This window comes from Akkermansia sp. NBRC 115031 (assembly GCF_030268505.1).
Taxonomy (GTDB): domain Bacteria; phylum Verrucomicrobiota; class Verrucomicrobiia; order Verrucomicrobiales; family Akkermansiaceae; genus Akkermansia; species Akkermansia massiliensis.
Map to the genome: position 1 here is coordinate 176,430 of NZ_BSQU01000002.1, position 24,028 is coordinate 200,457.

General features: G+C 56.3%; 21 protein-coding genes. 5 read left to right on the forward strand and 16 right to left on the reverse strand.

Features of this window, described 5'->3' with window-relative positions; all coding sequences use genetic code 11:
• Position 1: 1 nt before the first annotated feature.
• Positions 2 to 1,036: a glycosyltransferase gene (locus tag QSJ36_RS03485; RefSeq protein ID WP_285466975.1), complete on the forward strand. Its 1,035-nt coding sequence runs from the start codon at positions 2 to 4 to the stop codon at positions 1,034 to 1,036.
• A gap of 48 nt (positions 1,037 to 1,084) precedes the next feature.
• Here QSJ36_RS03485 and QSJ36_RS03490 read toward each other — a convergent pair whose 3' ends face one another.
• From QSJ36_RS03490 to QSJ36_RS03510, 5 genes are all read right to left on the reverse strand, one after another.
• The gene (locus tag QSJ36_RS03490) at positions 1,085 to 2,110 is read right to left on the reverse strand and encodes a hypothetical protein (RefSeq protein ID WP_102721583.1); all 1,026 of its coding nucleotides are present in this window, start codon (positions 2,108 to 2,110) and stop codon (positions 1,085 to 1,087) included.
• A gap of 129 nt (positions 2,111 to 2,239) precedes the next feature.
• Entirely contained in the window at positions 2,240 to 3,397 is a 1,158-nt protein-coding gene (locus QSJ36_RS03495; RefSeq protein ID WP_022396377.1) for an aminoglycoside phosphotransferase family protein, read from the reverse strand.
• A 31-nt stretch (positions 3,398 to 3,428) separates the two neighbouring features.
• A complete protein-coding gene (gene obgE / locus QSJ36_RS03500) occupies positions 3,429 to 4,481 on the reverse strand; it encodes a GTPase ObgE (protein WP_102727343.1) in 1,053 nt (350 codons plus the stop codon).
• 129 nt (positions 4,482 to 4,610) lie between these two features.
• Positions 4,611 to 5,075, reverse strand: coding sequence for a DUF805 domain-containing protein (locus tag QSJ36_RS03505; RefSeq protein WP_102731243.1), 465 nt, complete (start codon positions 5,073 to 5,075; stop codon positions 4,611 to 4,613).
• A gap of 121 nt (positions 5,076 to 5,196) precedes the next feature.
• Positions 5,197 to 5,331, reverse strand: a complete 135-nt coding sequence (locus tag QSJ36_RS03510; RefSeq protein ID WP_257228122.1) for a hypothetical protein — start codon at positions 5,329 to 5,331, stop codon at positions 5,197 to 5,199.
• A 19-nt stretch (positions 5,332 to 5,350) separates the two neighbouring features.
• On the opposite strand from QSJ36_RS03510, the gene QSJ36_RS03515 reads away from it, so the two are divergent.
• A complete protein-coding gene (locus QSJ36_RS03515) occupies positions 5,351 to 5,950 on the forward strand; it encodes an FHA domain-containing protein (RefSeq protein ID WP_022396374.1) in 600 nt (199 codons plus the stop codon).
• Between the two features lie 25 nt (positions 5,951 to 5,975).
• On the opposite strand, the gene QSJ36_RS03520 is transcribed toward QSJ36_RS03515, so the two are convergent.
• Positions 5,976 to 6,524 (reverse strand): methylated-DNA--[protein]-cysteine S-methyltransferase, encoded by a 549-nt coding sequence (locus QSJ36_RS03520; protein WP_285466982.1) that lies wholly within the window; start codon positions 6,522 to 6,524, stop codon positions 5,976 to 5,978.
• Positions 6,525 to 6,670: 146 nt separating this feature from the next.
• Here QSJ36_RS03520 and QSJ36_RS03525 point away from each other — a divergent pair, with 146 nt between their 5' ends.
• Positions 6,671 to 7,588 (forward strand): glycoside hydrolase family 16 protein, encoded by a 918-nt coding sequence (locus QSJ36_RS03525; RefSeq protein ID WP_022396372.1) that lies wholly within the window; start codon positions 6,671 to 6,673, stop codon positions 7,586 to 7,588.
• Positions 7,589 to 7,997: 409 nt separating this feature from the next.
• On the opposite strand, the gene ilvE is transcribed toward QSJ36_RS03525, so the two are convergent.
• Positions 7,998 to 8,864, reverse strand: a complete 867-nt coding sequence (gene ilvE, locus QSJ36_RS03530; protein ID WP_102729829.1) for a branched-chain-amino-acid transaminase — start codon at positions 8,862 to 8,864, stop codon at positions 7,998 to 8,000.
• Between the two features lie 199 nt (positions 8,865 to 9,063).
• Between ilvE and typA the strand changes: the two genes are divergently transcribed.
• Both typA and QSJ36_RS03540 read left to right on the forward strand, forming a co-directional pair.
• Positions 9,064 to 10,899, forward strand: a complete 1,836-nt coding sequence (gene typA / locus QSJ36_RS03535) for a translational GTPase TypA (RefSeq protein ID WP_022396370.1) — start codon at positions 9,064 to 9,066, stop codon at positions 10,897 to 10,899.
• 121 nt (positions 10,900 to 11,020) lie between these two features.
• On the forward strand, positions 11,021 to 12,079 hold the full coding sequence (locus QSJ36_RS03540) for a polysaccharide pyruvyl transferase family protein (RefSeq protein WP_180971091.1): 1,059 nt from the start codon (positions 11,021 to 11,023) through the stop codon (positions 12,077 to 12,079).
• Positions 12,080 to 12,121: 42 nt separating this feature from the next.
• On the opposite strand, the gene QSJ36_RS03545 is transcribed toward QSJ36_RS03540, so the two are convergent.
• From QSJ36_RS03545 to QSJ36_RS03585, 9 genes are all read right to left on the reverse strand, one after another.
• A complete protein-coding gene (locus QSJ36_RS03545; protein WP_285466983.1) occupies positions 12,122 to 13,435 on the reverse strand; it encodes a hypothetical protein in 1,314 nt (437 codons plus the stop codon).
• Positions 13,436 to 13,464: 29 nt separating this feature from the next.
• Positions 13,465 to 14,610, reverse strand: coding sequence for a hypothetical protein (locus QSJ36_RS03550; RefSeq protein WP_022396367.1), 1,146 nt, complete (start codon positions 14,608 to 14,610; stop codon positions 13,465 to 13,467).
• Positions 14,607 to 15,677, reverse strand: a complete 1,071-nt coding sequence (locus QSJ36_RS03555) for a hypothetical protein (protein WP_215442813.1) — start codon at positions 15,675 to 15,677, stop codon at positions 14,607 to 14,609. The genes QSJ36_RS03550 and QSJ36_RS03555 overlap by 4 nt, the downstream gene beginning before the upstream one ends.
• Positions 15,678 to 16,077: 400 nt before the next feature.
• Entirely contained in the window at positions 16,078 to 17,109 is a 1,032-nt protein-coding gene (gene fbaA, locus QSJ36_RS03560; protein WP_102721576.1) for a class II fructose-bisphosphate aldolase, read from the reverse strand.
• An 87-nt stretch (positions 17,110 to 17,196) separates the two neighbouring features.
• The gene (locus tag QSJ36_RS03565; protein WP_285466989.1) at positions 17,197 to 18,849 is read right to left on the reverse strand and encodes a beta-N-acetylhexosaminidase; all 1,653 of its coding nucleotides are present in this window, start codon (positions 18,847 to 18,849) and stop codon (positions 17,197 to 17,199) included.
• Between the two features lie 201 nt (positions 18,850 to 19,050).
• Positions 19,051 to 20,577 carry a trehalase family glycosidase gene (locus QSJ36_RS03570; RefSeq protein WP_285466991.1) on the reverse strand — a complete coding sequence of 509 codons (1,527 nt, stop codon included), beginning with the start codon at positions 20,575 to 20,577 and terminating at the stop codon, positions 19,051 to 19,053.
• A 294-nt stretch (positions 20,578 to 20,871) separates the two neighbouring features.
• Positions 20,872 to 22,161, reverse strand: coding sequence for a diaminopimelate decarboxylase (lysA, locus tag QSJ36_RS03575; RefSeq protein ID WP_102727318.1), 1,290 nt, complete (start codon positions 22,159 to 22,161; stop codon positions 20,872 to 20,874).
• 3 nt (positions 22,162 to 22,164) lie between these two features.
• Complete coding sequence (locus tag QSJ36_RS03580; RefSeq protein ID WP_102727344.1) at positions 22,165 to 23,277, reverse strand: AI-2E family transporter; 1,113 nt, start codon at positions 23,275 to 23,277, stop codon at positions 22,165 to 22,167.
• Positions 23,278 to 23,336: 59 nt separating this feature from the next.
• Entirely contained in the window at positions 23,337 to 24,002 is a 666-nt protein-coding gene (locus QSJ36_RS03585) for an HAD family hydrolase (protein ID WP_102727945.1), read from the reverse strand.
• Positions 24,003 to 24,028: the final 26 nt, after the last annotated feature.

Sequence of the window (24,028 nt, forward strand, 5' to 3'; positions counted from 1 at the left end):
TATGGACTCTCTCTACATCATCGGGTTTCCGTCCCTCTATGGAGGGGCGGGAGCCGAGCTTTACCACCAGATTAAGGTTTGGAGGCACATGTGTGTGGATATTCATCTCATTCCCACCCAAAAAAACGTGCACCGTGCCGAGCTCTATCCGGAAATGGTTGGGCAGGGCGTCACGGTACATGAGGGGTGCGACTGGTCAGCTATTCCGGAAGGCGCGCCCGTCATCAGTTTTTGCAATGAAGAGTTCCTGGCTGCGCTGCCGGAGATACGGAAACGGACAAGAAAGACAGTGTTTGTCAATTGCATGACCTGGCTTTTCGGACGGGAAAAGGAAGCCATGAAGAGGGGTGATATTTCCCTGTTTCTTTATCAGAATGACCAGGTGAGGGAGAGCGTGATGCCGCGCCTGAGAGCCTTGAATGCCGATCCGTCCATCCGGTTCATGACGTTCAAGCCGTATTTTGACACGACTGATTTTCCCTTCATTGTCCAGCGATCCACGGACTGGTTTGGCGCGGGGCACATTTCCCGCCAGGATGAGGACAAATTCAGCAAGGACACGTGGCACATTTACGAGAATTTCGCTTCACCCGTCCGGAAGAGAGGAACTTTTCTTGGCTTTGATCAGCGGAGCGAGGCGAAGACCGGAAGGCCGCCCGACTGGGTGGAGACGTTCCATGACCAGAGGTCTCTATCCCAGCAGGAGTTTTACCAAAGATGCCACATCGTGTTGCAACCCACGGATACGACGGAGAATTGGCCGCGCGTGGGCTTTGAGGCCATGGCGAGCGGAAGCGTGCTTATTGTGGACAAGCGCGGAGGCTGGGAACAGATGGTGGAACACGGAAAGACCGGATGGCTGTGCGAAAGCCCCGGGGATTTCATCACATACGCCACCAAGATGGCGTGGGAACCGCATTACCGGGAGGACATGGCTGCTGCCGCCCGGGAACGCGGCATGGCTCTGGGAGGGCTGGAAGCGTCCAGGGAAAGCTGGCTGGAAGTGTTTGAAGCAATCAGCCGGATACCGGATTAGCAACCTTCTCCCCGCCATGATAGGTGGATGATCTGTTGGCGCACATGGTCAGATAAGCCACGTGCCGTATCGGCAGAGGTTTTTCTGCCTGTTCATGCTGTAGGCGATGATGTATTTGAGGAGGTCTGCCTGGGAGTAGCCGTGTTCTGCGGCCGCCAGGCAGATGGAGCCGCTTTTGCCCAGGTGGCAGCAGATGTTCATTTCCAGGATGCGCCGTTCGCCTTTTTCAAAGTCAATCCGGTAGTCGATGCGGAAATAGTCCATCGGCCCCAGGGCGTCCCAGACTTTCTGCACGTCGTTGGCGATGTCCTGTTCCAGGCCGTGCACGGAGACTATCTGGTAGCCCAGGTGGTCATGCAGTTTCAGGTCTTCCGTGATGATGCTGCCCGGTTTGTCGGATTTCGGCTGCACGTATCCCAGGATGACGGGTTTTTCACCCCCCAGCACGGGAACCGTGACGTCAATGCCTTCGCAGTATTGTTCCACGAGCACTTCATGCCCTTCCTCCATCAGGCGCCGGGCGCACGCGGCTACCGCCTCCCAGGAGCCGCAGATGCTGTCTTCCCGAATACCGCCGGAAGCGGCTCCAAACCGTTTTTTGACGAAGTAGGGGCCGGGAAAGGGCGCCTTGTCCGGAATGCCTTTTTCCCCGGAAAGCCCGATGCCCTCCGGCATGTTCAGGCCCAGGGAGCGGAATACCAGCTTGGTCAGGAGCTTGTCTTCCGCAATGGCGCGGATGTTGGGCGGGGCGCCCAAATAGGGGACCTGGATGAATTCGCAGTACGAGGAGATGAATATTTCAGGCTTGGACATGCCGAACCTGTTCATCAGGGAGAATACATAGTCCACGTTTCCTTTGGCGAATTGCACGGAATAGGGCTTGGAGGAGGAGACGACGTCATAGCCGATGTCCTGAATGGCCTTGTAAATGTTGTAGTGGTACTGGGGATAGCCTCCGTTGCCCGTGTAGGGTTTTTTGGAGAAATCGGGAGCGTCGGGGGCATACGGGGCCAGATACATGATCCTTGCCGGCTTGCCATATTGATTGAGTTGAATATCCGGTATTTCAAACATGGTCTGTGGCGATTGCGTGGAATGTTTCTTGGATTATGGAAATCGCCGCAGTGTTCAAATAATATAAATAATAAGGGACGGCATAGCCGTCCCGGAGAGAATGGAAAAGAAGGAGGGAGAACTCCCACTCTATTTTCTGGACATCCCCTTGGCCACGCGCTTGACATATTGCTCCATGGACGGAAGTTCCTGTTCAATGCATTCCACCAGCTTGAGCTGCGTGCGGCAGCGGATGAGGTTGTGGTCCGGGCGGGAAACCTTGAAATATTGGTCTCCTTCCAGGTAGTCCGTCAGGAACCGGATGCCGATTTCCAGCGTGATGAGTTTTCCGGAGAAAGCAAGCTGGTCTATTTCCGCCTGGGTCAGGAAGCCGTGGGCGGCGGCCAGATACCCTTCCACAATGGATTGGAACATCGGCATGCGCATGCGCACCTTGTCCAGGTCTTCCTCATCTTCTTCCGTAGGCGGGGTAACGGTGCGCACCATGTCGCCGAAGTCGTACAGCACAAGGCCGGGCATGACCGTATCCAGGTCAATGACGCAGACGGCGTGGTCCGTATCCTCGTCCAGCATGACGTTGTTGATTTTGGTGTCGTTATGGGTGATGCGGGTAGGAAGCACGCCGCTGGCCTGGAGGTCCAGCAGACGGTCCACGTCCTGCTCGCGCGCCTTGATGAAGTCCAGTTCCGGAAGGCAGGTGGAAAGGCGTTCCTGCGGATCCTGCGCCGCCACTTCCACCAGGCGGTTGAAGCGGTTCCGGGTGTGGTGGAATCCGGGAATGGTTTCCACGATGTCGTCCGGATTCATGTCGCTGATCAAGTCCTGGAAGGATCCGAATGCAAATCCGGCCTGGTACGCCTGGCGGGTGTTTTCCACCACGTCGTAGGTATGCGTGCCTGCCAGGTAATTGTAGCAGCGCCAGATGCCGTCGCCGGGAATGTCGATGTAGTTGCGGCCGCCGCGTGCCGGATAGAGGTTGAGGGTCTGCCCGGCAGAGTCCTTCAGGCGGCGCAGGACTTTCCAGTTGATGTGCCGCGTGACTTTCTCCACATTGCGCATGACGGCTCTGGGGTCCTTGAAGACATAGTCGTTGATGCGCTGGAGGATGTAGGAGTCTTCCGTCCCGTCGCTTTTGCGGTAGGTGGCCTTGTAAGTGGTGTTGATGTGGCCGCTGGGGATTTCCTTGCCGGTGACGAATTCCCCTTCAATGGCGAAGAGGTCTCCAATTCCGGCGATACGGCACAAGAGCTGGTCGGGGTCTGTCGTTGCGGCAAGCGGAGCGGTCATGTGGAAGGGAGAGAGGGTTGAACGGATGGTTTTAACGAACGAATTTATAGCCTACAAGTTCGTCAAGCTTGCTCTTGAGCCGGGAAATGCCTTCTCCGTTGAGCGCGGAAAGGGGGATGACGTCCACCTTAGGAAAACGCATGCGGAAGTTGGCCAGGTTTTCTTCCGCCCCTTCCAGGTCCATTTTGTTGGCGACGACGAACCAGGGCTGTTTGGCCAGGTCTTCACTGTACAGCTTGATTTCCGTGCGGAGGTTTTGAAGGTCTTCAATGGGGTCGCGGCCTTCGCTGCCGGCCATGTCCAGAACGAAGACGAGCACCTTGCAGCGCGTGATGTGGCGCAGGAATTCATGCCCCAGGCCGCGGTTGTTGTGCGCGCCTTCAATGATGCCGGGAATGTCCGCCACAACGCAGCGGCGGAAGCTGTCGAATTCCACTACGCCGATGATGGGCTGGAGCGTGGTGAAGGGATAGTTGGCGACTTTGGGCTTGGCTTCCGAGATGTCTCCCAGCAGGGTGCTTTTGCCCGCGTTGGGGTAGCCCACCAGTCCGGCGTCCGCAATGCGGCGCAGTTCCATGAAGAAGACGCCTTCCTCCCCTTCCGTTCCCATCTCGGCTTCCGTAGGCGCCTGGTTGGTTGCAGAGCGGAAATGCCAGTTGCCCTTGCCGCCGATGCCGCCCTGGCACAGCGTGAACCGGGTGCCGATTTCCGTCAGGTCCGCAATTTTTTCCAGCTCGATGCCTTCGCCTTCCCGTTCCAGCCAGGTCGCCTCCGCCATGGAGGAGGCATTGCTGCGGTAGATGATGGTGCCGGGAGGAACTTTCCCGATGACGGATTTGCCGTTTTTGCCATGCTTTTTGGCGCTTTGTCCGCCTACTCCATCCGTGGCGATCAATTTGGGGTCGTAGAAAAAGGAGCGCAGATCATTCGTGTGCGGGTCCACTTCCAGAATGACGCTTCCGCCATCGCCGCCGTCTCCTCCGTCCGGACCGCCCTTGGGCACGAATTTGGCCCTGCGGAAGCTGACCAGCCCGTTTCCTCCCTTTCCTGCCCTGGCAAATATGCGGATGTTGTCAACAAACATGTTCTGAATATGAAGCATTTCCCCCCAAAACGCAAGACAAGTGCAGGACTGTACGGCTTTTCCATGGCATGTGCCGCTAACTTTTCCTGTGAACCGGAAAGCTGTTTGGCAAAAGGAAATTCCGGAAAATTACGGCAACCCCGGGTATTTTTCCGACGGCCCGTATTGGTTCGTTCCCCGCTGGCTGTCTTCACAGCAGTAAATGAGAAGAATAATGCTCCCTATCAGCGGAACCAGATAAAGCAGCAGCATAATTCCTCCTTTGTTGGTGTCATGCAGGCGCCTGCATGTGACGGCCAGCGAAGGAATCACGGTAAATAGACTCCATAGCAGAAGGGGAACGGCACCTGCCATGCCATAGGTAAAAGTTTCAGTTGATGACATTTGCTGCGGATGATGGCAGGCAAACAGGATGATCATGAAGATGGTGAGGGCCATGTCCAACAGGAGCAGGACGGCAGTCTGCCCCAATACCCAGTACCAATATTCCGAACGGGTAGCCCTCCCGGAAAATACAGCGTATTTGGAAATTACCGATTTGGCGGCCGTCAGCAGATTGTATCCCTTGAAAGTTGATGCTTGCGTGGCGTTCATGCCTGATGTTAGCCGCCGCGGGTCCGGGATGTCAATTCCCTATCCGGAGGAACGTTTTATATAGGGGATTTAAAGTGTGTGAATTATCTATTAAGAATATCTTTTGGGAAACTCCTGCTGGTCAGAAGTCTGGAAAAATGGAGCCGCATGATGGAACTTCATGGAATCCGCCTTCTGAAGGAGAGGCGCATGCAACCGCTTTTTTCCCGGGCATGCCGGGCAAACGGTCTTTTGGATTGAAAATCAGCGTCGGCATGGCATGATGCCCGTGAATCATGCCCCGCCTTTCCATCCAATTGCCCGACGGTTCCGAGAAAACCATCGTTCTTCCGAAGAACGGCGAATATTTCGCCCGCATCGGACGCGACGAACATTGTGAAATAGTGCTGCCTTTTCAGTCCGTGTCCGGAGAACACGCCCTGCTTCAGTTCAAGGAGGGCGCGTATGTTCTGGAAGACCTGGGTTCAACTAACGGAATCAAGATCAACGGGCTCACGCCCATGGGCGCCGCCTCTCTTTACGATGGCGACGAAATTGCCCTGGGAGATGCCAGGCTCCGGTTTGCCGAAGAGCCTTCTCCGGGACTCATTCCCGAGCCGACCGAAGCGGGGGAGGAAGAGGCAGCTCCTTCCGCCGCCATGCGGAATTTGCAGCAATTGGCGGATGAGGCCACCCGTACGGCGCGGAAGAATTATTTGTGGATGGCCCTGTATGCCGTCCTGATGTTTTTCCTGGCCGTTTTTGCCGGGTTGACTTACAAGCATTATAAGGTGACGGGAGAATTGCTGCCCCTTCAGTGGCTCGGCATTGAGTCTCCCAAGGCAGCCTTGAAGTCCATGACGCCTCCGCAGGCGGCGGACGCCGCGCAGCAGTAGGCCAATTCAAGCTTTTCCGCCGTTTTCACGAGCTGGCAGGGGTATTCCATCGGGCGCGTTCCGCATCCGGGAACAGCATGAAGGGAGCCACGGCACCCTGTTCCAGTTCCAGCAGATATTGCTTGATAGTCAGGCCGCCCGCGTAACCGGTCAGTTTTCCATTGGCTCCAATGACCCGGTGGCAGGGAATGATGATGCTGATGGGGTTCTGGTTGTTGGCATGCCCAACGGCCCGGCAGGCTGATGGCTGTCCAATTTGCCGGGCGATATCGCCGTAGCTTCTGGTTTCCCCATGGGGGATGGTTTGAAGGGCCTTCCAGACCGTTTGCTCAAATTCCGTTCCCTGCGGAGAAAGGGGCACGTCAAACATGCGGCGGCCACCTTGAAAGTATTCGTCCAGTTGGCTGGCTGTTTGGCGCAGCAGGGGCGTTTCCTCCCATTCCACATGCTCCGGTTGCACCATGCGGCTAAAGAAAACGTGCGTGACGGCCGTTCCGTTTTCCACGATGACGATGGCCCCCACGGGGGTTTGATGAAGAAGGGCCCGGCCACGGGGTGAAGGAGTGGTCTTCATACCGTAATCATAGCATGCGGCGGAAGAGAGTTTCTATCCATTTTACAGGGTATTTCCGCCATCCTGCAAGGGAAGGGAGGGAAAAGGCGCCCGTCCGGACGTATTTTGTTTGAAAGGCTGCGGTTCCAAGTACAGTATTGGTCCGTATGAAGAAGAGCCTGTTTGCCGTGTTGTTGGCCGCCTGCCTGTGCATGTCCGTAAAGGGAGAAGACGCCAAGCCTCCGAAGACCCTTCCCGGCGGATGGGTTTATGTTTGGGGTGACGAGTTCAACGGGTCCAAGATAGACGCCAAGAAGTGGAAGCCGGAGCTGGGCGTGATACGCAATCAGGGGTCCCAGCAGACCTATACAGCACGGCCCAAGAACATGAGGCTGGAAGACGGCTGCCTGGTCCTGGAGACCCACTTTGAGAAGTTCGCCAATATCAATTACAAGAAGAGTCCGTCGGACTGGATTAAGAATACCAAATTCATGCCCTACACGTCCGGTTCCGTGACGACGATCAAGACGAAGAATTTCATGTTCGGCAGACTGGAAGTTCGGGCCAAGGTTCCCAGAACCAAGGGCATCTGGCCTGCCATCTGGCTGCTTGGCAAGAACAAGTGGGGCTGGCCCGTCAATGGAGAGATTGATATGCTGGAGAATATTTCCCAGCAGCCGGATGTGGTTTATTCCACCTTCCATTTGAGCCCGGACGGCGTGTCCAAGAAAGATGCTTCCCGCGGAGGCACGGTGAAGATTGATAACCTCTCCGATGATTTTCATACGTATGTCATGGAGTGGGACAAGGATTCCATCAAGCTGATGGTGGATGACAAGCTGGTGAAATCCATTGATCTGAATACCACCAATTATGCCAATGAGGCGGGCAATCCGTTCCGTACGCCGTTTTACCTCATTCTCAATTCCGCCGTGGGCGGCAACTGGTGTGAAAAGGCTCCGAAGGATGGCAACGGTTATCCCGTGAAGTTCCTGATTGATTACGTCCGGTTCTACCAGACGAAGGAGCACGCCCAGCAGGCCAAGCAGTTTGATCCGGAAACCGGATTGCCGAAGAAGAAGTAATCCCGCCTTTTTCCTGGCTGGAACGGTTCCGGTATGGGGGCAGAAGCGGAACGTGTCCGGTTTTGTCCTTGTGCGTGGGAGATAAGGCGGAGACGGCTTTTTAAAGAATCCTTTCGCTTCGCTCTGGAGTGGAGTATGCCCTAAAGGCCGGGAGGCATTCATTCCCGGGTGAGCGCATTCCGTTTATGCCGGGGTGATGTGTTCTTTTACCGTGTTTCCTGATGGTCCGTACTGTAAAAACAGGCGTTTGATCCGTTCATGTTCCGGCTTCACTCCTCCTGTGGATTTCAAGCTGAACATTTCATGGAATGGCGTTGCGCCGCTTTCGGGTTTTGATGCAGTGGCGCAAAAAAACGGCCCCGCCGGACAGGAGGGGCCGTTTTTGCTGTCAAAAAGGAAATGCCAGGCTTTAGAAGGCTGTTCCCGTGGTCTGGGTCAGTTCCTGGAAGCGGGCCAGGATGCGGGCGGTCACCGGACCGATTTTGCCGGAACCCAGCTGGTAGGCGTCCAGTTTGGTGACGGGGACGCATTCCGCTGCCGTGCCGGTCAGGAAGCATTCATCCGCGCAGGTGATGGTAAAGCGGTTCATGGTTTTTTCCTCCGCCGGGATTTGCAGTTCCCGGCAGATTTCCAGCACCACGCGGCGCGTGATGCCGTCCAGGCAGCCGTCCGTGACGGGCGGCGTGAAGACGGCTCCGTCTTTTACGATGAAGATGTTGTCTCCCGTGCATTCGGCCACGTTGCCCAGGTCGTTCAGCATCAGGGCTTCCGCTACGCCCTGGCGCACAGCTTCCATCTTGGCCAGGATGTTGTTGAGATAGTTGAGGGATTTGACCTGGGGGCAGAGGGCGTCCGGACGGTTGCGGCGCACGGAGCTGGTGATCAGGGCCAGCCCGTTTTCATACACGGCGGGATCGTACAGGGAGATTTTATCCGCAATGATGAAGACGCTGGGGCGTTTGCAGTTGAAGGGGTTGAGCCCCAGGTTGCCAACGCCGCGGGTAACCACCAGGCGGATGTAGCCGTCGCTCAGGCCGGAAGCCGCCGCCGTTTCGCATACCGCGTTGGAGAGTTCCTCCCGGGTATAGGGAATGTCCAGCAGCAGATAATGGGCGCAGTTGTACAGGCGGTCCATGTGGTCTTCCAGGCGGAAGACGCGCTTGTTGTAAAACCGGATACCTTCAAAAATGCCGTCTCCATAGAGCGTACCATGGTCAAAAACGGAGGTCTTGGCCTCCTCCTGTTCCACCAGCTTTCCATCTAACCAAATCTTCATCGTTGTCTAGAATTTAGAAATTATTTATGCCAGAGCAGGATAGCCCCATTTGAAGAGGGGGGGAAGCTATAAATTCACCGGAGAGAACAAAAGTTCCGTCACCTGCAACGGGAGAGGCACGCGCGCGTTAAAAATATATGGAGGTATTCATGGAGCAGGCTTGACATTTATTTTCCAGTGCTTTTAGCTCTCGCGCGCAATGTCAGACCCCTCCAAGTTCCGCAACCTCGCCATTATCGCTCACGTTGACCATGGGAAAACGACCCTGGTCGACCAACTTTTGCAGGCGGGGGGAGCCTACCGGGCCAACCAGGCCGTGCAGGAACGCGCCATGGATTCCATGGACCTGGAACGTGAAAAGGGCATCACAATCAAGGCCAAGAATACTTCCATCCTCTGGAACGGCTACACGATCAACATTGTGGATACCCCCGGCCACGCGGACTTCGGCGGGGAAGTGGAGCGCGTGATGAAGATGGTGGACGGCGTGCTGCTGGTGGTGGACGCTTTTGAAGGTCCGCAGGCCCAGACGCGTTTCGTGCTTCGCAAGGCCCTTCAGGAAGGGCTGATGCCCATTGTGGTCATTAACAAGATCGACCGCCCCCATGCCGACCCTGCCGCCGTGCATGACCAGGTGCTGGAGCTTTTCCTGGAACTGGGCGCCACGGACGAACAATTTGAAGCTCCCTTTGTGTACGGGTCCGCCCGCGACGGCTATTTCATGAATTCCATGGAGGGGGAACCTCCTGTGGACTGCACGCCTCTTCTGTTCAAGATTGTGGAGCACATCCCCGCTCCTAAGGATGCCGATCCGGAAGGGGAGTTCAAGATGCTCGTTTCCAATATTGACTGGGACGACTACGTGGGCCGCGTGGCCATTGGCCGCATCACCTCCGGCACCGTGAAGAAGGGGGATACCGTATGGCTTCACCAGAGCGACGGCACCTGCATTTCCGGCAAGGTGACCCGCATGTTTGAATATTCCGGCCTGGGCACCACGGATTCGGCCATCGGCGTGGCGGGCAACATCGTAGGCGTGGCGGGGTTTGAAAACGTGAACATCGGTGAGACCCTGGGCGGTTCCGCGGATACGGAGCCCCTCCCGTTTGTGGCGATTGACCCGCCCACCATTTCCATGGAGTTTTCCATCAACAACGGGCCTTTCGGCGGACGCGACGGCAAGAATGTAACTTCCCGCGTGATTCGCGACCGCCTGATGAGAGAGATGCGGACGAATATTTCCATCCAGGTGGAGGATACGGACAAGGCCGGCGTTTTCTCCGTTTCCGCCCGCGGGGCCATGCAGATTGCCGTGCTGGTGGAAACCATGCGCCGCGAGAATTACGAACTGTGCGTTTCCCGTCCCACCGTGATCATGAAGAGGGATGAAGGTGACCGTCTTACGGAGCCGTATGAAACGATTTACGTGGAAGTTCCGGATGAGCACGCCAACGGCGTCATGAAGCTTCTGCACGCCCGCAAGGGACAGATGGAAGACATGATTTCCAAGGAGGGCACGGGCCACACCTTCATCCAGGCCTATATTCCCACCCGCGGCATCATCGGATTTGAGTTTGAGCTGGTCAACCTGACGTCCGGCCACGGCATTTTCTCCCACCTGTTCCGGGATTACGGCCCCTACGCCGGGGATATCACCACGCGTACCACCGGCACCCTGGTTTCCATGGAAACGGGCGTTTCCACGCCGTTCGCGCTGGTGGCGCTGGAAGAACGCGGACGTCTGTTCGTAGGGCCGCAGGAAGATATTTACGAAGGCCAGATCGTTGGTGAAAACCCGCGCCAGATGGATATGCCGGTCAATCCGTGCAAGGAAAAGCACCTGAACAACATCCGGTCCGCCACGAAGGGGGACGGCATCCAGCTTTCCCCTCCCGTCGCCTTTTCCCTGGAACGCGCCATTGAGTACATTGAGCCTGATGAACTGGTGGAAGCCACCCCCCATTTCATCCGCCTGCGCAAGCGCATCCTGAACGCCAATGACCGCGTGAGGGAGTCCCGCAAAGCTGGCAACTAGAGGTGCCGGAACGCCGGAGAGGCGACCCCGTCCTATGTAGTTGCGTCCTGATGGCCGGTAAGGTAGAATCAGGGCGATGGATTGTAGCCGGATTTCCTGTTCCCCTGTCCCTGTTCACGCGATGATGGAGCTTCTGCGTGAGCTGGGGCCGTTCCATTACATGATGAACCAGGGGAATGTGGGGGATGCCCTGATTGCCGCTTCCACGGTCGCCCTGTTTGAAAGGGAAGAGCTGAATTTCAGTTCATGCGGCCCGGAACTCCCTGCAGGAAAGGAGGAAATAACGCTGGTTTACGGCGGCGGGGGAGGTTTTGTCCCCTATTTTGGCATGCTGCCTCATTATGTACGCCTTTTTTCGGATCCGCGCCTCCGGAAGTGCGTGATCCTGCCGCAGAGCTTCAGGGATTGTGATGAACTGGTGGATGTGCTGGATGAACGTTTTACCGTGTTTTGCCGGGAACGGGCTAGTTATGACTACTGCCTGTCAAGGAATGGGAAGGCGCGATTCCTGCTGGCGGATGACATGGCCGTGGCCGCGGAGCCCGAGATGCTGAAGAAGCGGCCCGTCAGGCTGCCTTTTCTGGAGATGGAGGAACGGGCGTGGGGCAAGCGCATGAAAAGGGATGTCAAGACTTCCTTGGTAGCGTTGCCCGGCGCCGGAAAGCTTGCCGTTTGCCTGCGAGATGATCCGGAAAGTACCGGCCACGCTCAAGCGTTGAAGGAACTCCCTTTGAATACGGACCTTTCCGTGTATTCCGTACGCGTGATTGATGAGGTGGAACACGCTTTTGCCTATACCCGCTGGCTTTTGAAGGCGCTGGACCAGCCTGACGCCATCTTGACGGACAGGCTCCATCTGGGCATTTCCGGAGCTCTTCTGGGCAAGGAGGTTTTTCTGATGGACAATGTTTACGGCAAAATTTCCGGAATTTATGAGTTGTCCCTGCGGGAGCGTTTTCCCCGCGTACATCTGTTGAATGAGTTGAGTGAATTTCCCTGGCTGGAGAAGGTTTTGACTGTACCGGACCTCGACCGCTGCCGGGAAAGGAAGGCGAAGCATGCGCGGCAGATAGGGAAAGCCGCCGCTTTGTCCAAGTACCTTTATTACCGCAAGGAGGAGAACGGAGTGCTCCGTGTCAAGGTCTGCGGCTTGCGGATTTGCAAGAAGCGGGTGGGTTGAGGATATTTATGGCCGCCGCGCGCTTGCATGGGACAGGCTTTATCATTCGCGGCTTTGATGCAGGGGACCCTCTTTTTTACGTTTATAGATCCGAAGGCCAAGAATCTTGATGCGGACGCTGGCCGCATCTTCTTTTTTATAGTACAGGAAGTGTTTGATTCTCTTTCCCATCCGTTGAGGGAAAGTCAATGGCTTGGGCGCCGGGTACACACCCAGGGACAGCCTTTCCTTTAATGCCTGAGCCCACGGTTCCTGAGAAGTTCCCCATTTTTCGGCATCTTCCAGAATGGTCTGGTATTCGTAAAAGATGTGTTCATTCCATATCTCCTTGTCGCGAATTTCATCCAAAGATATATCGCGTAAATAAAAAGCTCCGGAGGCCTTGAAATTCAGGATGGTCCGGAAGCATTTTTCGCATACTCCGCAATTGTCCTGATCCGGATTGGAGTGCCAGCATACTCTCAGGTTGCGCAGTCCTCTTTCCCATTGGCTGACCAATTTTGCCTTCTGGCTCCGGGTGAATCCCCAGCCTTCTTCATACACACGGAATCGCCGGGAAGAAAGGAGGGGGTCCGTCACAAAGTTGGAGCCAAAATCCACTACGCCGGATGAATAGGGATAGGTGCTCCCCACCAGTACATTGCCATAATCCCTTTGCCAAAAGGATGCCATGCCTGTCAAAGCCGCCAGATGAACCAGTTGCCAGTGAAATCCCCAGTTAAGCTGGTTGTTCCAGAATGTATCCAGAGGGAAAATTTCAGGATAATTGCTTCCGCAGCGCAGAAGGTGCGTGATGCCCAGTTCCTCAATCGTAGAGAGAGCTTTTTCATAACAGCGCAGGAACAGGGGTTCTTCGTAAAGTCCCCGGTCTCCGCCCTGTACCAGCAGGCAGGCTTTCACATCCAGGGAATCATACCGCGGTTTCCGATGTGGGGACGCATGCCTGTACAAGGCGAAGGTCGCATCCAGCCCCTGGGAAAAGAGGGCAACCGCAGAATCGTCCACCGGCGCGTTTCTGTCGTCTATAATCCGGTCCGGCTTGATATCTACCACGTTAAGATACTCAGGATGCATTTGCGACCAGGCTTCCATGAAATGCTCTAAATTCCGAAGCAGAGTAAGACTGACGGCCCCTTTCACTTCAAAACGGCCTCCGACATGCATCATTTCAAAAATGAGCATCCTGATCCATGCGTCTGCAAAATTGTTTTCCACTGTGGGGGCCTGGTCGAAGGGTGCGAGGTCTACCCATACCCGGCAGTTATAACCGGGAGAAATAAAATCGCAATACAGGCGGGAAGTCCCATTGGGTTGAATATCGACCTGTTGTTGTGGAATGAGCTGGGAAGTAGCCATGGGAAACCGGAATCGGAAGGGAGGTTGGGTTACTGGGAACTTCGGGACAACAGGGAAGGCTGCTTTCTGATGCAGTGGAACCATACCTGCCGTTTTTCAGATGGGGAAAGGACCGTGGAATGCTTCAAGAGATAAAGCATTTCCTGCTGGAAGTGGCCTGAATGAACAATCGTTTTTGCGAGGAAGCGCAGCGGCTTGTCTTGAAAAGCCCTCAAGTTGAAAACCTTGGAAAATTCCTGCAAATGACCAAGCAGATAAAGCTGGGAAATCGTACGGCGGCATTTCAAGCATGTGCCGCAGTTGAAAGCACGTTCCAGACAAACATTGAGGAAGTCGCAGGCAGGAGGATAATTGGCAAGGATGGCTGTTTTTTCATACCTTGCCAAATCCAGGCCATGCAGGTGGAAACGTACCTGTTCCGTTTCCGCCGCGGATAGAATGTGGGATTGAAGATGGAATTCACAGTAATCCCTCCGGTCCCTGGTGGTGAAATCCGGATGATTGATATGATAGGTGGCGGAAGTCCAGTATGAATTCATTAATCCATTCAGGACAAGCACACTGCCGGAATCCAAAAAGGGAAACCAGTTCAAATATCCCTCGTTGCCATAAAAATCGTACAGGGATGAATCCATCCAGACGAATTCCATACCGTTTTTTTCAGCAAAATTCCGGCTGAGCTTTCGTCTGCCTTCAAGCAGTTCCCGGTTTCCCCAATGGGAGCCGCAGTTATTGTGGAACAGGTGGGTGACAGGCGTCCCCGCCTTTTCCAGCTCCGCGATAGTGCACAGGGAATCCACCCCCAGGGACCCGCCCGTACCAATGCGGCAGCCGGGAATGGGGGAAAGAACTTCCGCGTGAACTTCTCCCGCCAGTTCAACGGGTTTCAGGAAAGGCCCTATTCCTGTCAGGATATGGGAGAGGAGCCGTATGCCGAAGTGGTACAGGTGCGCGGAGATGGCGGGAAGAACGCGAACCTGACCGCCCTGCTGGGAAATCCATGGAAGCAGGGCCACAAGGGCTCCATCCGCCCTGCCGGGATTCAAAAAGTCACGGAAACGGGAGTCTACCGTAAACGAAAGCGTGCGCGGCGCGTGGCCGTCCTGAAGAATGGGATAGGAGATGGTGACCGCATTTCCCTCTGTCTGTACGGATGGATGGTTAATCGTGATCATGAGTGTTGGAAGAGTTGGCGGATTTTATGTCTCATGCCGGTTGGCGGAAGATCCCTTTCCGCCAGCCGCCGTTCCAAGGTGACCGCCCAGGGCTCCTGCCCCAGTCCGTTGGCCTTGGCATGCTTGAGTATTTCCTGGGCATAGAGGACGCGGAAAGGGCGGTTAAACTGAATTTGGGAGATATCTTCATTCATGGCGTTGCGCGGCATGCACGTTATTTTGTCCCTGGGCACTCCCATGGCCATGAAGTTCATGATGGTCAGGCGGCATTTGGTGCATACGCCGCAGTTGCCGGACGCGTCTTTACCTTCCCAGCAGCATCTCAGCAGGGCCATGGCCTTATCCCACTGCGCGATGAGTCCGGCTTTTTCCGTACGATCATGTCCCATGCCGTCCGTGACGGCTTCCTTGCTGTGGGAGCCTAGATAGTGGTCCGTGATGGGATTGGAGGCCCAGGGGTAGGAGAAGGAGTCATAGGACCCTTCGCTGCCCGCCATGAAGTAACCGAAGCGGGAGGTGAAAACGCGCATTCCTCCCATCAGCATGGTATGGTAGGTCATTTCGTAATCCATCCCCATGTTCCGGAAATTGGTCCGGATGCGGTAGAATTGGCGGATGCCGATGTCTTCCAGCAGTTCTCTGGCCTTGGAGAAAGCCTTGTCAAAGTGTTCCTGGTTGTTTTCCGCAATGTCCGCTCCCTGGAACATCACGCAGGCCGTCAGATTAAGGGTCTGGGGGCCTGCCAAGCCTTTCCGGTGGCGGTAGGCGGTGAAGCAGGCGTCCAGACCGCCGGAAAAGCAGGAAATGGCTTCGTCCCGCTGGGGAACAGCGGAGTCGTCTCGCTCGGCGGCATGGATGGTGACGCGGTGAAAGGCGTTGGGCATCCAGCGGTTCCAGGCTTCCGCGTAGCGGTCCAGATTGACCAGCAGGGAACGGGACAGGCGCCCCGGCCCTGTAACGGAGAATTCGCCGCCCGTTTCCATCATTTTATGGATGAAGAAGATGCACCAGGCGTCCGCCAAGTCGTCTTTGTCAATGTCCACGTTTCCGGTGGATTCAATATCCATGTATTGATGGAATTCCCGGCCTGCAGCTGTGGAAAGGACCGCTTTCAGCGTTGTTTTGTGTGGAGAGTGGACCTCGGGGGGAAAAATGCGGAGTTCGTTACTCATGTCGAAAAGGAGTCAGTCTTAAAGTCGAACGAACATTAACGAATAAGAAATCCGCAGACAACATGTTTTTTTGAGGCAGAAAGGGTAGCAGCAGGAGAAAGGAGGATTGCAGAGCGATGGGAAAAGAACGCCCCTGCTTTTTTTTCTTCCAAACCTCCCATTAAATGGATGGTTCAAAGAAAATGTTCCGCTGTCGTCCAGTTGGCGGATTTCTTATCCGCAGTCCGAAGAGCGAAAAAAATGCCCGGTTCCTTTGGGGAAACCGGGCATTGCATCAAAGCCGTTGAAGGGCTGTTTATATCTTGCCGAAGAGGGTCTTGCCGGCGGACATGAGGTTGTCTGCGGCTTCCTGGAGACGGGCGGCGACTCCCTTTTCACCCTTGGCGAGGTAGGAACGGGGATCGTAGTCCTTCTTGTTGCCCACTTCACCGTCAATCTTGAGCACTCCGTTGATGTGTTCGCACATGTGGGAGACGATCGGACGGGTGAAGGCGTATTGCGTATCGGTGTCGATGTTCATCTTGACTACGCCGTAGGAAACGGCTTCGCGGATGTCGGAGAGTTCGGAACCGGAACCGCCGTGGAAGACGAGGGGCATGCGGGCCGCTTCGCCGTGCTTGGCGACCACGGCTTCCTGGCCGTCGCGCAGGATGCTGGGCTTCAGCTTGACGTGGCCGGGCTTGTACACGCCGTGCACGTTGCCGAAGGTGGCGGCCAGCATGAATTTGCCGAGGGGGGCCAGGGCTTCATACGTCATCAGCATGTCTTCCGGAGAGGTGTAGAGCTTGTCAGCGGGGTGGCCGGAGTTGTCCACGCCGTCTTCTTCGCCGCCCACGACGCCGATTTCAATTTCAAGGACGATGCCCAGTTCGGCGCATTCCTTCAGCAGTTCACGGGAAAGCTTGAGGTTTTCAGCCATGGGCAGCGTGGAGGCGTCCAGCATGTGGGAGTTGAAGAGGGGGGCTTCACCGCGTTCCACGCGGCGGCGGGATTCGGCGATCAGGGGACGCAGGAAGGTGTCCACGTGTTCGGGCTGGCAGTGGTCCGTGTGCAGGGCTACAAGCACGTTGTGCTTTTCAGCCAGGCGGCGCGTGGCTTCCGCCAGAACAATGGCGCCAAGGGCGGAACTGCCGATGGAGGTGCCGGAGGCGAATTTGCCGCCGCCGATGGAAACCTGGATGATGCCGTCGCTCTTGGCTTCGGAGAAGGCGCGGAGGGCGCCGTTGATCACTTCGATCGTGGTCACGTTGACAGCCGGATAGGCATAGCCTTCCTTCTTGGCCGTTTCAAGCATGGTAATGTATTGTTCTGGTGTGGCTATTGGCATAACGGGGACATGATAGGTGTTTTTTTTCGGGAGGGCAAGGCTGAACTCAGGCGCGCGCAGGGGTTGCAGAGCTCTTGCGGGACATGGTCATTCGCGGATCATTTTCGCCTCCGGCTGCGCCGGTTCTCCGGAGTCCGTCCGGTAGTTGACGCGCTGCGCGTCCAGGAAGGGCTTGTGCCTGTCCAGGCGTTCCTTGAAGTCTGTGAAGTCCTTGCGGCCAGGCTGTGTCCAGCCCAGCTCCGCGATGGCGAACATGCGCGGAAATACCATGTACTGCCATTTGGCCAGTGTGGTCATGTATTCGCTCCAGCAGCTTCCCTGCACGCCCAGGATGTTTTTTTCCTGTTCCGGGGTGAGCCCCTTCGGAACGGGATTCATGTTATAGACTTTTTGCAGCGGAATGGTGGAGAAAGTCGCCATTTCATATTCGGGGCCTTCCGGATGCGGACCCTCCTGCCGGATCAGGTACGTGCTTTCAAAGGGAGTCATGATCACCTTGTTTCCGTGCTTGATGGCTTCCCGGGCAATGCCGGGATCATGCCAGACCATCAGGGTGGCTGTCTTGGAAAGGCCGCCTTCCCGGATTTCATCCCAGCCGATGATCTGTTTGCCGCGCGCGTTGACGAGTTTTTCCACGCGGTGGACGAAGTAGCTTTGGAGCTCCTGTTCGTTTTTCAAGCCGTTTTTCTTCATCACCTCCTGGGCCTGGGGGGAGTTTTTCCACTGCTGCTTGGGGGCTTCGTCCCCGCCTATGTGGATGTAGGGGGAATCCGGAAAGAGCTGGCAGACTTCTTCCAGGATGCCGTCAATGAATTTGAAGGTGGGTTCCGTGGGACTGAACGTGAAGGGGAGAATGCCCCAGCGCGTCGCCACCCGGGGCTTGTAGCCGGGAATGTCCTTGTTGCCGAATTCGGGATAGGCCGTGATGGCGGCCGCGGCGTGTCCCGGCGTTTCTATTTCAGGCACGATGGTGATGTGCCTGCGTTTGGCGTAGTCCACCAGCTCCTTTACTTCCTTCTGGGTGTAGAAGAAGGTGAAGGGTTTTCCGTCTCCCTTGTTGCGGTTGCCGGGAATGGGGCTTTCCGGGCGGGTGGCGCCGATGGAGGTGAGCCTGGGATATTTTTTGATTTCCAGCCGCCAGCCCTGGTCTTCCGTCAGGTGCCAGTGGATGGTGTTTACCTTGTAGCAGGCGAGCAGGTCGATGATGGTTTTCAGCTCCGCGATGGAACGGGGATTGCGGCCGCTGTCAATCATGATGCCGCGCCACGTGAAGCGCGGACTGTCCGTGATGGTCATGCAGGGAAGGGCCCAGTGGCTGGCGGCATCCTTTTCCAGAGACTGCTTGAGGGTCTGCGCCGCATAGAAAGCTCCGGCGGGGGACGTGCATGAGACGGTGATGCCCTGCGTGGAGACCTTGATGGAATACCATTCCGGAGACAGGGAGGCGTCTTTTTTCAGGAGGATCTGCACGGCATTGGCCGCGGAGGGGGCCGGGCTGACCTTGATTTGATGAATGTTGTTGGAGAACCCCGTTACGAAGGAGGCAATGCAGCTTTTGTCACCCGTTTTGGAAACAGGCAGCGTGTTGCTGACCAGAAATCCCGGCTTGTTTTTTTCCACATCCAGCGCGGATGGAAGGGGGATGATGGCCGGGTCGCCCGGTACGGGCCTGGAGGGCAGGGAATAGGCGGCGGACGCGAACAGGAGGCCTGCGGCTAGAAAGAGGCTTTTGGAAAACATGACGGAAAAGGGATGAAAAAGAGAGGAAAAAGGTTTAACGTAAATAGTATATTCCGCGGGTGTCTGCAAGGCGGCTTTACGGGATTTGCCCTGGAGGGAATAAAGAAGTCCTGCCTCCGGTGCCGGGGGTGGACCGGAAAGCCGCAGGGCTGATGCCGCGGCGCGGATTTTTAAAGATCCGGGAATGTCCGGCCGGGTGTTTTATTTCAGGGTGATGGAGGCGGTGCCGGGCTTGATGGCGTATTTTTTACCGTTAATCACTAGGGAATAAGAGTTGTTGCTTGTGACGCCAACGGTGTTTTTGCCGTCAAAAACGATGTCGGTGGTAGTCGTCCCGAAATGAAGATTTTTTAATCCGTGCCTGCCTTTCTCCCTTTTCAATCTCCACTGGACTTCATTCCGTAGTGCAGAAACCTTATGGAAGCCCAGAACGTTTTCAATGAAGAGGGAAATGGGGCCCAGCGCCGACCAGCCGCAAAATTCCGGCCGGGCCCTGCGGCCATGTTCGGTAGACGGCTCGTTGGAACTGGGGCTGTAGCATTCCCATATCGTGTGCGGTTTGATGCCATGGTAAGCGGCAAGCTGCTGGCGGATGATTTTTTCAGCGATCATGTCGGCTTCCTCATGGTAGCCGTATTCTTCAAGCGCCTTGACAGTCATGTACGTGGTGGGCAGCCAGATGCCGCCGCGCCAGTAATCCCCGGTTTGGCCATGGTAGTCCTTATCCCTGCGGGAAAGGGTGGGCGTCGGGTAGTCTCCTCCGAATTCCTGCGGGTCCCGAAGGTATTTTACCATTTTTTCCGCCTGGGCCGGCGAAGCAACTCCGGCTAAAAGCGGCCAGTAGGAGGCCATTGTCCTGATGCGGCAGGGCTGCCTGCTTTCTATCGCCACATCATAGTAGAACCCGTCCTGCTCATCCCAGTACAGTTCGTTTATTTTGTCTTTCAGCTTGCGGTAGATGGCCTCCCATTTCCCGGCTGCGCCTGCATTGCCCAGTGATTGTTCCAATTGGGCCATGCAGCGTGCGCTCAGGGCTTGCTGGGAAATGGCGTCAATCCATAAAATCTTATTGTAGCCGCCTGCGTCCCGGCCTCTGGGCGTGTTGTCCATTCCGCTGGCGCCCCCCGTCCATGTAAAGCCATCTTCACCGATGGCGTTCAGGTAGATGTTTTGGGGAGAGCATTCGAAACGTTCCCCCGCTTTGGCATTGGCAAACCAGTCAAAATGTTTTTGAAGGTACTGTTTCCGATTCAGGATTTCATGGATGCGGTTTTTGTTTCCGGTAAAGTCGTAATATTCCTTTTCAACCCATGCGAATAACGGAGGGTTGTCCACGAGGTGAATGCGGAGCGGAGTTTTTTCCTTATCCCAAATGGGCTTGTACAGGTTGTCCATGCTTCCCTCTCCGGGGAATGAATGCGGCGCATACTTGGCAAAGAGCACCATGAAACAGGTATCCCAAATCCAGATTTGGTCTTCGTAACAGTTTTCATCCATGTAGGGCGACCCGGGGAGGCCCTCAGGGCCTTTTCTTACCCGTCCGGCCGCGATTTCCCATGTTTTATGGTAAAGGTCCACGAGGTCTTTGTCAGGGTAAACCGGCTGGGGAATTTCCTCTTTCCAGCCTTCCTGGATGCAGCTGTCATGATGGGCCGTAGCTCCAAAGCCTTGCACGCAGGCCATTGTTCCCAGGATGATGCCGCATGCTGTCCGCAGGTAGTATTTCATTTCCAGTATACGGCCAGGGAGGCGAGAAAATATCTTTTTTCTCGTCCCGTACCGGGTGGAAGGATTTTCCATGCCGTCATGTTCCCCTGGCAGGCCAATGATGGCATGGAACCGAATTAGTATTACTGAAGGCGGCGCTGCCGCCGGAAGGATGAAAGTGAAGCGACAGCGTGGAGGAAAGGGAAAATGATTTTTTCCGTCAACATGGAATAATAGGAAAAGGGACGTCCCTCCTCCGGTTTTTATCTTCGTGAGACGCCCCTTTGAAAGTGGGGAAAGATGAAGCGCGGGAGGTTATTCCGGAATGGATTCCCCCCGGATGAGGTCTTCCCAGGTCTGGCGGCTGCGGATGACGTTCCACTGGTTTCCGTCCACCAGCACTTCTTCCGCCATGGGGCGGGAATTGTAGTTGGAGGACATGGAAAAACCGTAGGCGCCGGCGGACAGCACGGCCAGGAGTTCTCCCTGGCGCACGTCCGTCATGTCCCTGTTCTGGGCCAGGAAGTCCCCGGATTCGCAGATGGGGCCGACGACGTCCGTGGTAATGCAGGATTCGGAGAGGTGTTCCCTGACCGGGATGATTTCATGATACCCCTGGTAGAGGGCGGGGCGGATGAGGTCGTTCATGCCCGCATCCACGATTTTAAAGGTTTTGGCCTTTCCAGTCTTTTCATACAGGCAGCGGGTGATGAGCGCGCCCGCATTTCCCACGATGAGGCGTCCCGGTTCCACGATGATATGCAGGCCCAGAGGCTGGAGGGTGGGAACGACGGCCTGGGCGTAAGTGCTCAGCGTGAGCTGGGCGCAGTCTTCATTCCACCATTCCTTGACGCCGGAATCCAGCGTATCCTGGTAAACGATGCCGATGCCGCCGCCGATGGAGAAGAATTCGATGCCGTGCTTTTCTTTCAGCGCGGCGGCCAGCGGAGCCACTTTCCTGACGGCTTCCAGGAAGGGTTTCGCCTGGGTGAGCTGGGAGCCGATGTGCATCTGCAGGCCCTTGAGTTGGAGGTTCGGAAGTTCGCGGGCCGCCATCTCGTAAAGAGGTTCAATGAGTTCAAAGTCCACGCCGAATTTGTTTTCAGCCTTCCCGGTGGTGATGTATTTGTGCGTCCCCGCCTCCACATTGGGATTGACGCGCACGGCTACCGGAGCCTTCACTCTCATGGACGCGGCGATGGCGTCAATGGCGCGCAGTTCCGCCTCCGATTCCACATTGAAGCAGTAAATGCCCTGTTCCAGGGCGTAGCGGATTTCCGCCTCTGTTTTTCCCACGCCGGCATAGGTGCATTTGGAAGGGTCTCCGCCGGCCTTGAGGACGCGAAAGAGTTCTCCGCCGGAAACGATGTCGAACCCCGCGCCATTGCGGGCCATGAGGTTCAGGATGGCGATGTTGGAGCTGGCCTTGACGGCGTAGGCCACTTCCGCGTTAAGGGGCGCCAGGGCTTCCCTGAGGCGGTGGAAATGGTTCAGAATGGTCTGCTTGCTGTAGACGTACAGGGGGGTGCCTTCCTTGTCCGCCAGTTCCTGGAGGTTGACGTTTTCACAGTAGAGCGTGCCGTTTTTATATGCGAATGAATGCATGGATTATTCCTTGGTTGTGCTTTCGTTGGTTTTCCCGGAATGGAGAGGAGGGAGCGGGAATCTGGGCGTAGGGGGGTTGTCGATGAGCTGGGCGATCCAGGCGAGATCCTTGGAGCTTTCCAGCCCGAGCTTGATCAGCATGGTGATGGGGACGGCCAGCAGCATGCCGATGGGGCCCCATACCCAGCCCCAGAAGATGACGGAGAGCAGGACCATGCTTGTCACGATGCCGAATTGGCGGCCCAGCAGCATGGGTTCCAGGCAACTCCCCAGGACCGTGTTGATCACCAGGTAGCCGCCGGCTACGATGATGCCCGCGGTGGGGCTGATCAGGAGCATGGCGAGCAAGGTGGGGGGAATGGCCGCGATGATGGAGCCGAAGGTGGGGATGAAGTTGAGCGCGAAGGCCACGATGCCCCACAGCAGCGGGAAGTCCACCTTCATGTAGTAGCAGAGCAGGAAGGCCAGCAGTCCGGTGGCTGCGCTAATGAAGGTCTTGATAATCAGGTATTTCTGTACTCCGGCCAGAGCTTTGGAAAATTTGCGGATTCCCGTGTCGCTGTTGTTGCCCAGTTTGTTGATGTTCATCCGGAAGCGGGGGGCTTCCCCCAGGAAGAAGGTCATCAGGATCAGAATCAGGGTGGTGAAGGTCAGCATGGAGGCGAGCTGCCCCATCACCCCCGTGGAGAACGCCACGATGCGCTGCCCGTTGAGCAGGTCCGGGAGTTCCTGAAGCATCTGGTCCGCCAGATTGTTCCAGTCACGTTCAATGAGGAAGGCGCGGAGTTCGTGGATTTTCTCCATCATCAGGGGCTGGTATTTGACCGTGACCGTCCGGGCCAGGTCCTGCCCCAGGTACTGGGCCAGATAGGCCAGGCCCACAAGAATGCCGAAGTCCATGATCACCGTGAAGGTTACCGCCAGCCAGTGCGGAAAACGAAGACGGCCCTTGAAAAAAGTGGTCAGCGGGTAACTGACGATCGCCAGAAAGCCGGACAGGACGATGGGGAGCAGCACCGGCTTCCCCGCCTGCAGCCCGGCCGTGATGACGATGACGCTGGCGAGCATGAGCAGGATTTTCAGGCCCTCTTTTCCGGATTCTTTCTGGGGAGTCATGGAAGGATTGGTGTTAACGGGGTGAGTAATGGTGTCCGATTTCCTGCGGGATTGCAATATTAAAGGCCCTCATTCCCATCATGTTCCCGGAAAAAGCGGTCCAGGTCTTCAAAGCGGGTCAGGAGGTAGTCAGGCTTCCGTTCTTCGAGCCCCTTTACATCCGCCTCCGCGGCCCATCCTGCGGCAAGAATGCGGATGGGAACGGCGCGGCATGCGTCCACGTCCGTGGGGGAATCCCCGATGTAGATGGCTTCCCCGGCGGAAGAGTCCAGGCGGTCCAGCGCCCGCCTGATGCGGTCCGGCTTCACGCCGCCCTCAGGGGAGCCTGTTTCCAGAATGGGGAAGAACTCGGCCAGATGGAAAAATTGAAGGGAAATCTCCGCGCTTTCCAGGCGTTTGCCGGTGACCATGGCCAGACGGATGCCGCGGCTGCGCAGGGCGTGCAGCAGTCCGGCCGCCCCGGGGAAGGGAGTGGGCGCCAGTTCCGGATGCAGCTCATGGTAATAGCGGAGGAACAGTTCCCTGCCTTTTTCGTGCAGTTCCGGCTTTCCGGGAAGCAGTCTTTGGATGACGCCCAGGTCGTCCGGCCCGAACTGGCGTTCGATTTCCTCATCCGTCAACGTTCTGCCGTCCAGTTCCCGGACGGCGCGGCGGAAGGCTTCCCGGCACAGGGGTATGGTATCCGCAAGCGTTCCGTCAAAATCAAAAATGGCGGTTTTGATCATCAGCCGTACCCTACATGCCGCCTGCG

What these genes read in the sequence shown, in the direction of transcription:
- QSJ36_RS03550 (WP_022396367.1), bottom strand. Translation starts at nt 14,610, where the DNA reads ATGATCACGATTAACCATCCATCCGTACAGACAGAGGGAAATGCGGTC.
- QSJ36_RS03510 (WP_257228122.1), bottom strand. Translation starts at nt 5,331, where the DNA reads ATGCCGACGCTGATTTTCAATCCAAAAGACCGTTTGCCCGGCATGCCC.
- QSJ36_RS03505 (WP_102731243.1), bottom strand. Translation starts at nt 5,075, where the DNA reads ATGAACGCCACGCAAGCATCAACTTTCAAGGGATACAATCTGCTGACG.
- QSJ36_RS03485 (WP_285466975.1), top strand. Translation starts at nt 2, where the DNA reads ATGGACTCTCTCTACATCATCGGGTTTCCGTCCCTCTATGGAGGGGCG.
- QSJ36_RS03495 (WP_022396377.1), bottom strand. Translation starts at nt 3,397, where the DNA reads ATGACCGCTCCGCTTGCCGCAACGACAGACCCCGACCAGCTCTTGTGC.
- QSJ36_RS03570 (WP_285466991.1), bottom strand. Translation starts at nt 20,577, where the DNA reads ATGAAATACTACCTGCGGACAGCATGCGGCATCATCCTGGGAACAATG.
- QSJ36_RS03555 (WP_215442813.1), bottom strand. Translation starts at nt 15,677, where the DNA reads ATGGATATTGAATCCACCGGAAACGTGGACATTGACAAAGACGACTTG.
- QSJ36_RS03520 (WP_285466982.1), bottom strand. Translation starts at nt 6,524, where the DNA reads ATGAAGACCACTCCTTCACCCCGTGGCCGGGCCCTTCTTCATCAAACC.
- QSJ36_RS03515 (WP_022396374.1), top strand. Translation starts at nt 5,351, where the DNA reads ATGCCCCGCCTTTCCATCCAATTGCCCGACGGTTCCGAGAAAACCATC.
- QSJ36_RS03525 (WP_022396372.1), top strand. Translation starts at nt 6,671, where the DNA reads ATGAAGAAGAGCCTGTTTGCCGTGTTGTTGGCCGCCTGCCTGTGCATG.
- QSJ36_RS03580 (WP_102727344.1), bottom strand. Translation starts at nt 23,277, where the DNA reads ATGACTCCCCAGAAAGAATCCGGAAAAGAGGGCCTGAAAATCCTGCTC.
- QSJ36_RS03565 (WP_285466989.1), bottom strand. Translation starts at nt 18,849, where the DNA reads ATGTTTTCCAAAAGCCTCTTTCTAGCCGCAGGCCTCCTGTTCGCGTCC.
- QSJ36_RS03545 (WP_285466983.1), bottom strand. Translation starts at nt 13,435, where the DNA reads ATGGCTACTTCCCAGCTCATTCCACAACAACAGGTCGATATTCAACCC.
- fbaA (WP_102721576.1), bottom strand. Translation starts at nt 17,109, where the DNA reads ATGCCAATAGCCACACCAGAACAATACATTACCATGCTTGAAACGGCC.
- QSJ36_RS03540 (WP_180971091.1), top strand. Translation starts at nt 11,021, where the DNA reads ATGATGGAGCTTCTGCGTGAGCTGGGGCCGTTCCATTACATGATGAAC.
- QSJ36_RS03585 (WP_102727945.1), bottom strand. Translation starts at nt 24,002, where the DNA reads ATGATCAAAACCGCCATTTTTGATTTTGACGGAACGCTTGCGGATACC.
- obgE (WP_102727343.1), bottom strand. Translation starts at nt 4,481, where the DNA reads ATGTTTGTTGACAACATCCGCATATTTGCCAGGGCAGGAAAGGGAGGA.
- typA (WP_022396370.1), top strand. Translation starts at nt 9,064, where the DNA reads ATGTCAGACCCCTCCAAGTTCCGCAACCTCGCCATTATCGCTCACGTT.
- ilvE (WP_102729829.1), bottom strand. Translation starts at nt 8,864, where the DNA reads ATGAAGATTTGGTTAGATGGAAAGCTGGTGGAACAGGAGGAGGCCAAG.
- QSJ36_RS03490 (WP_102721583.1), bottom strand. Translation starts at nt 2,110, where the DNA reads ATGTTTGAAATACCGGATATTCAACTCAATCAATATGGCAAGCCGGCA.
- lysA (WP_102727318.1), bottom strand. Translation starts at nt 22,161, where the DNA reads ATGCATTCATTCGCATATAAAAACGGCACGCTCTACTGTGAAAACGTC.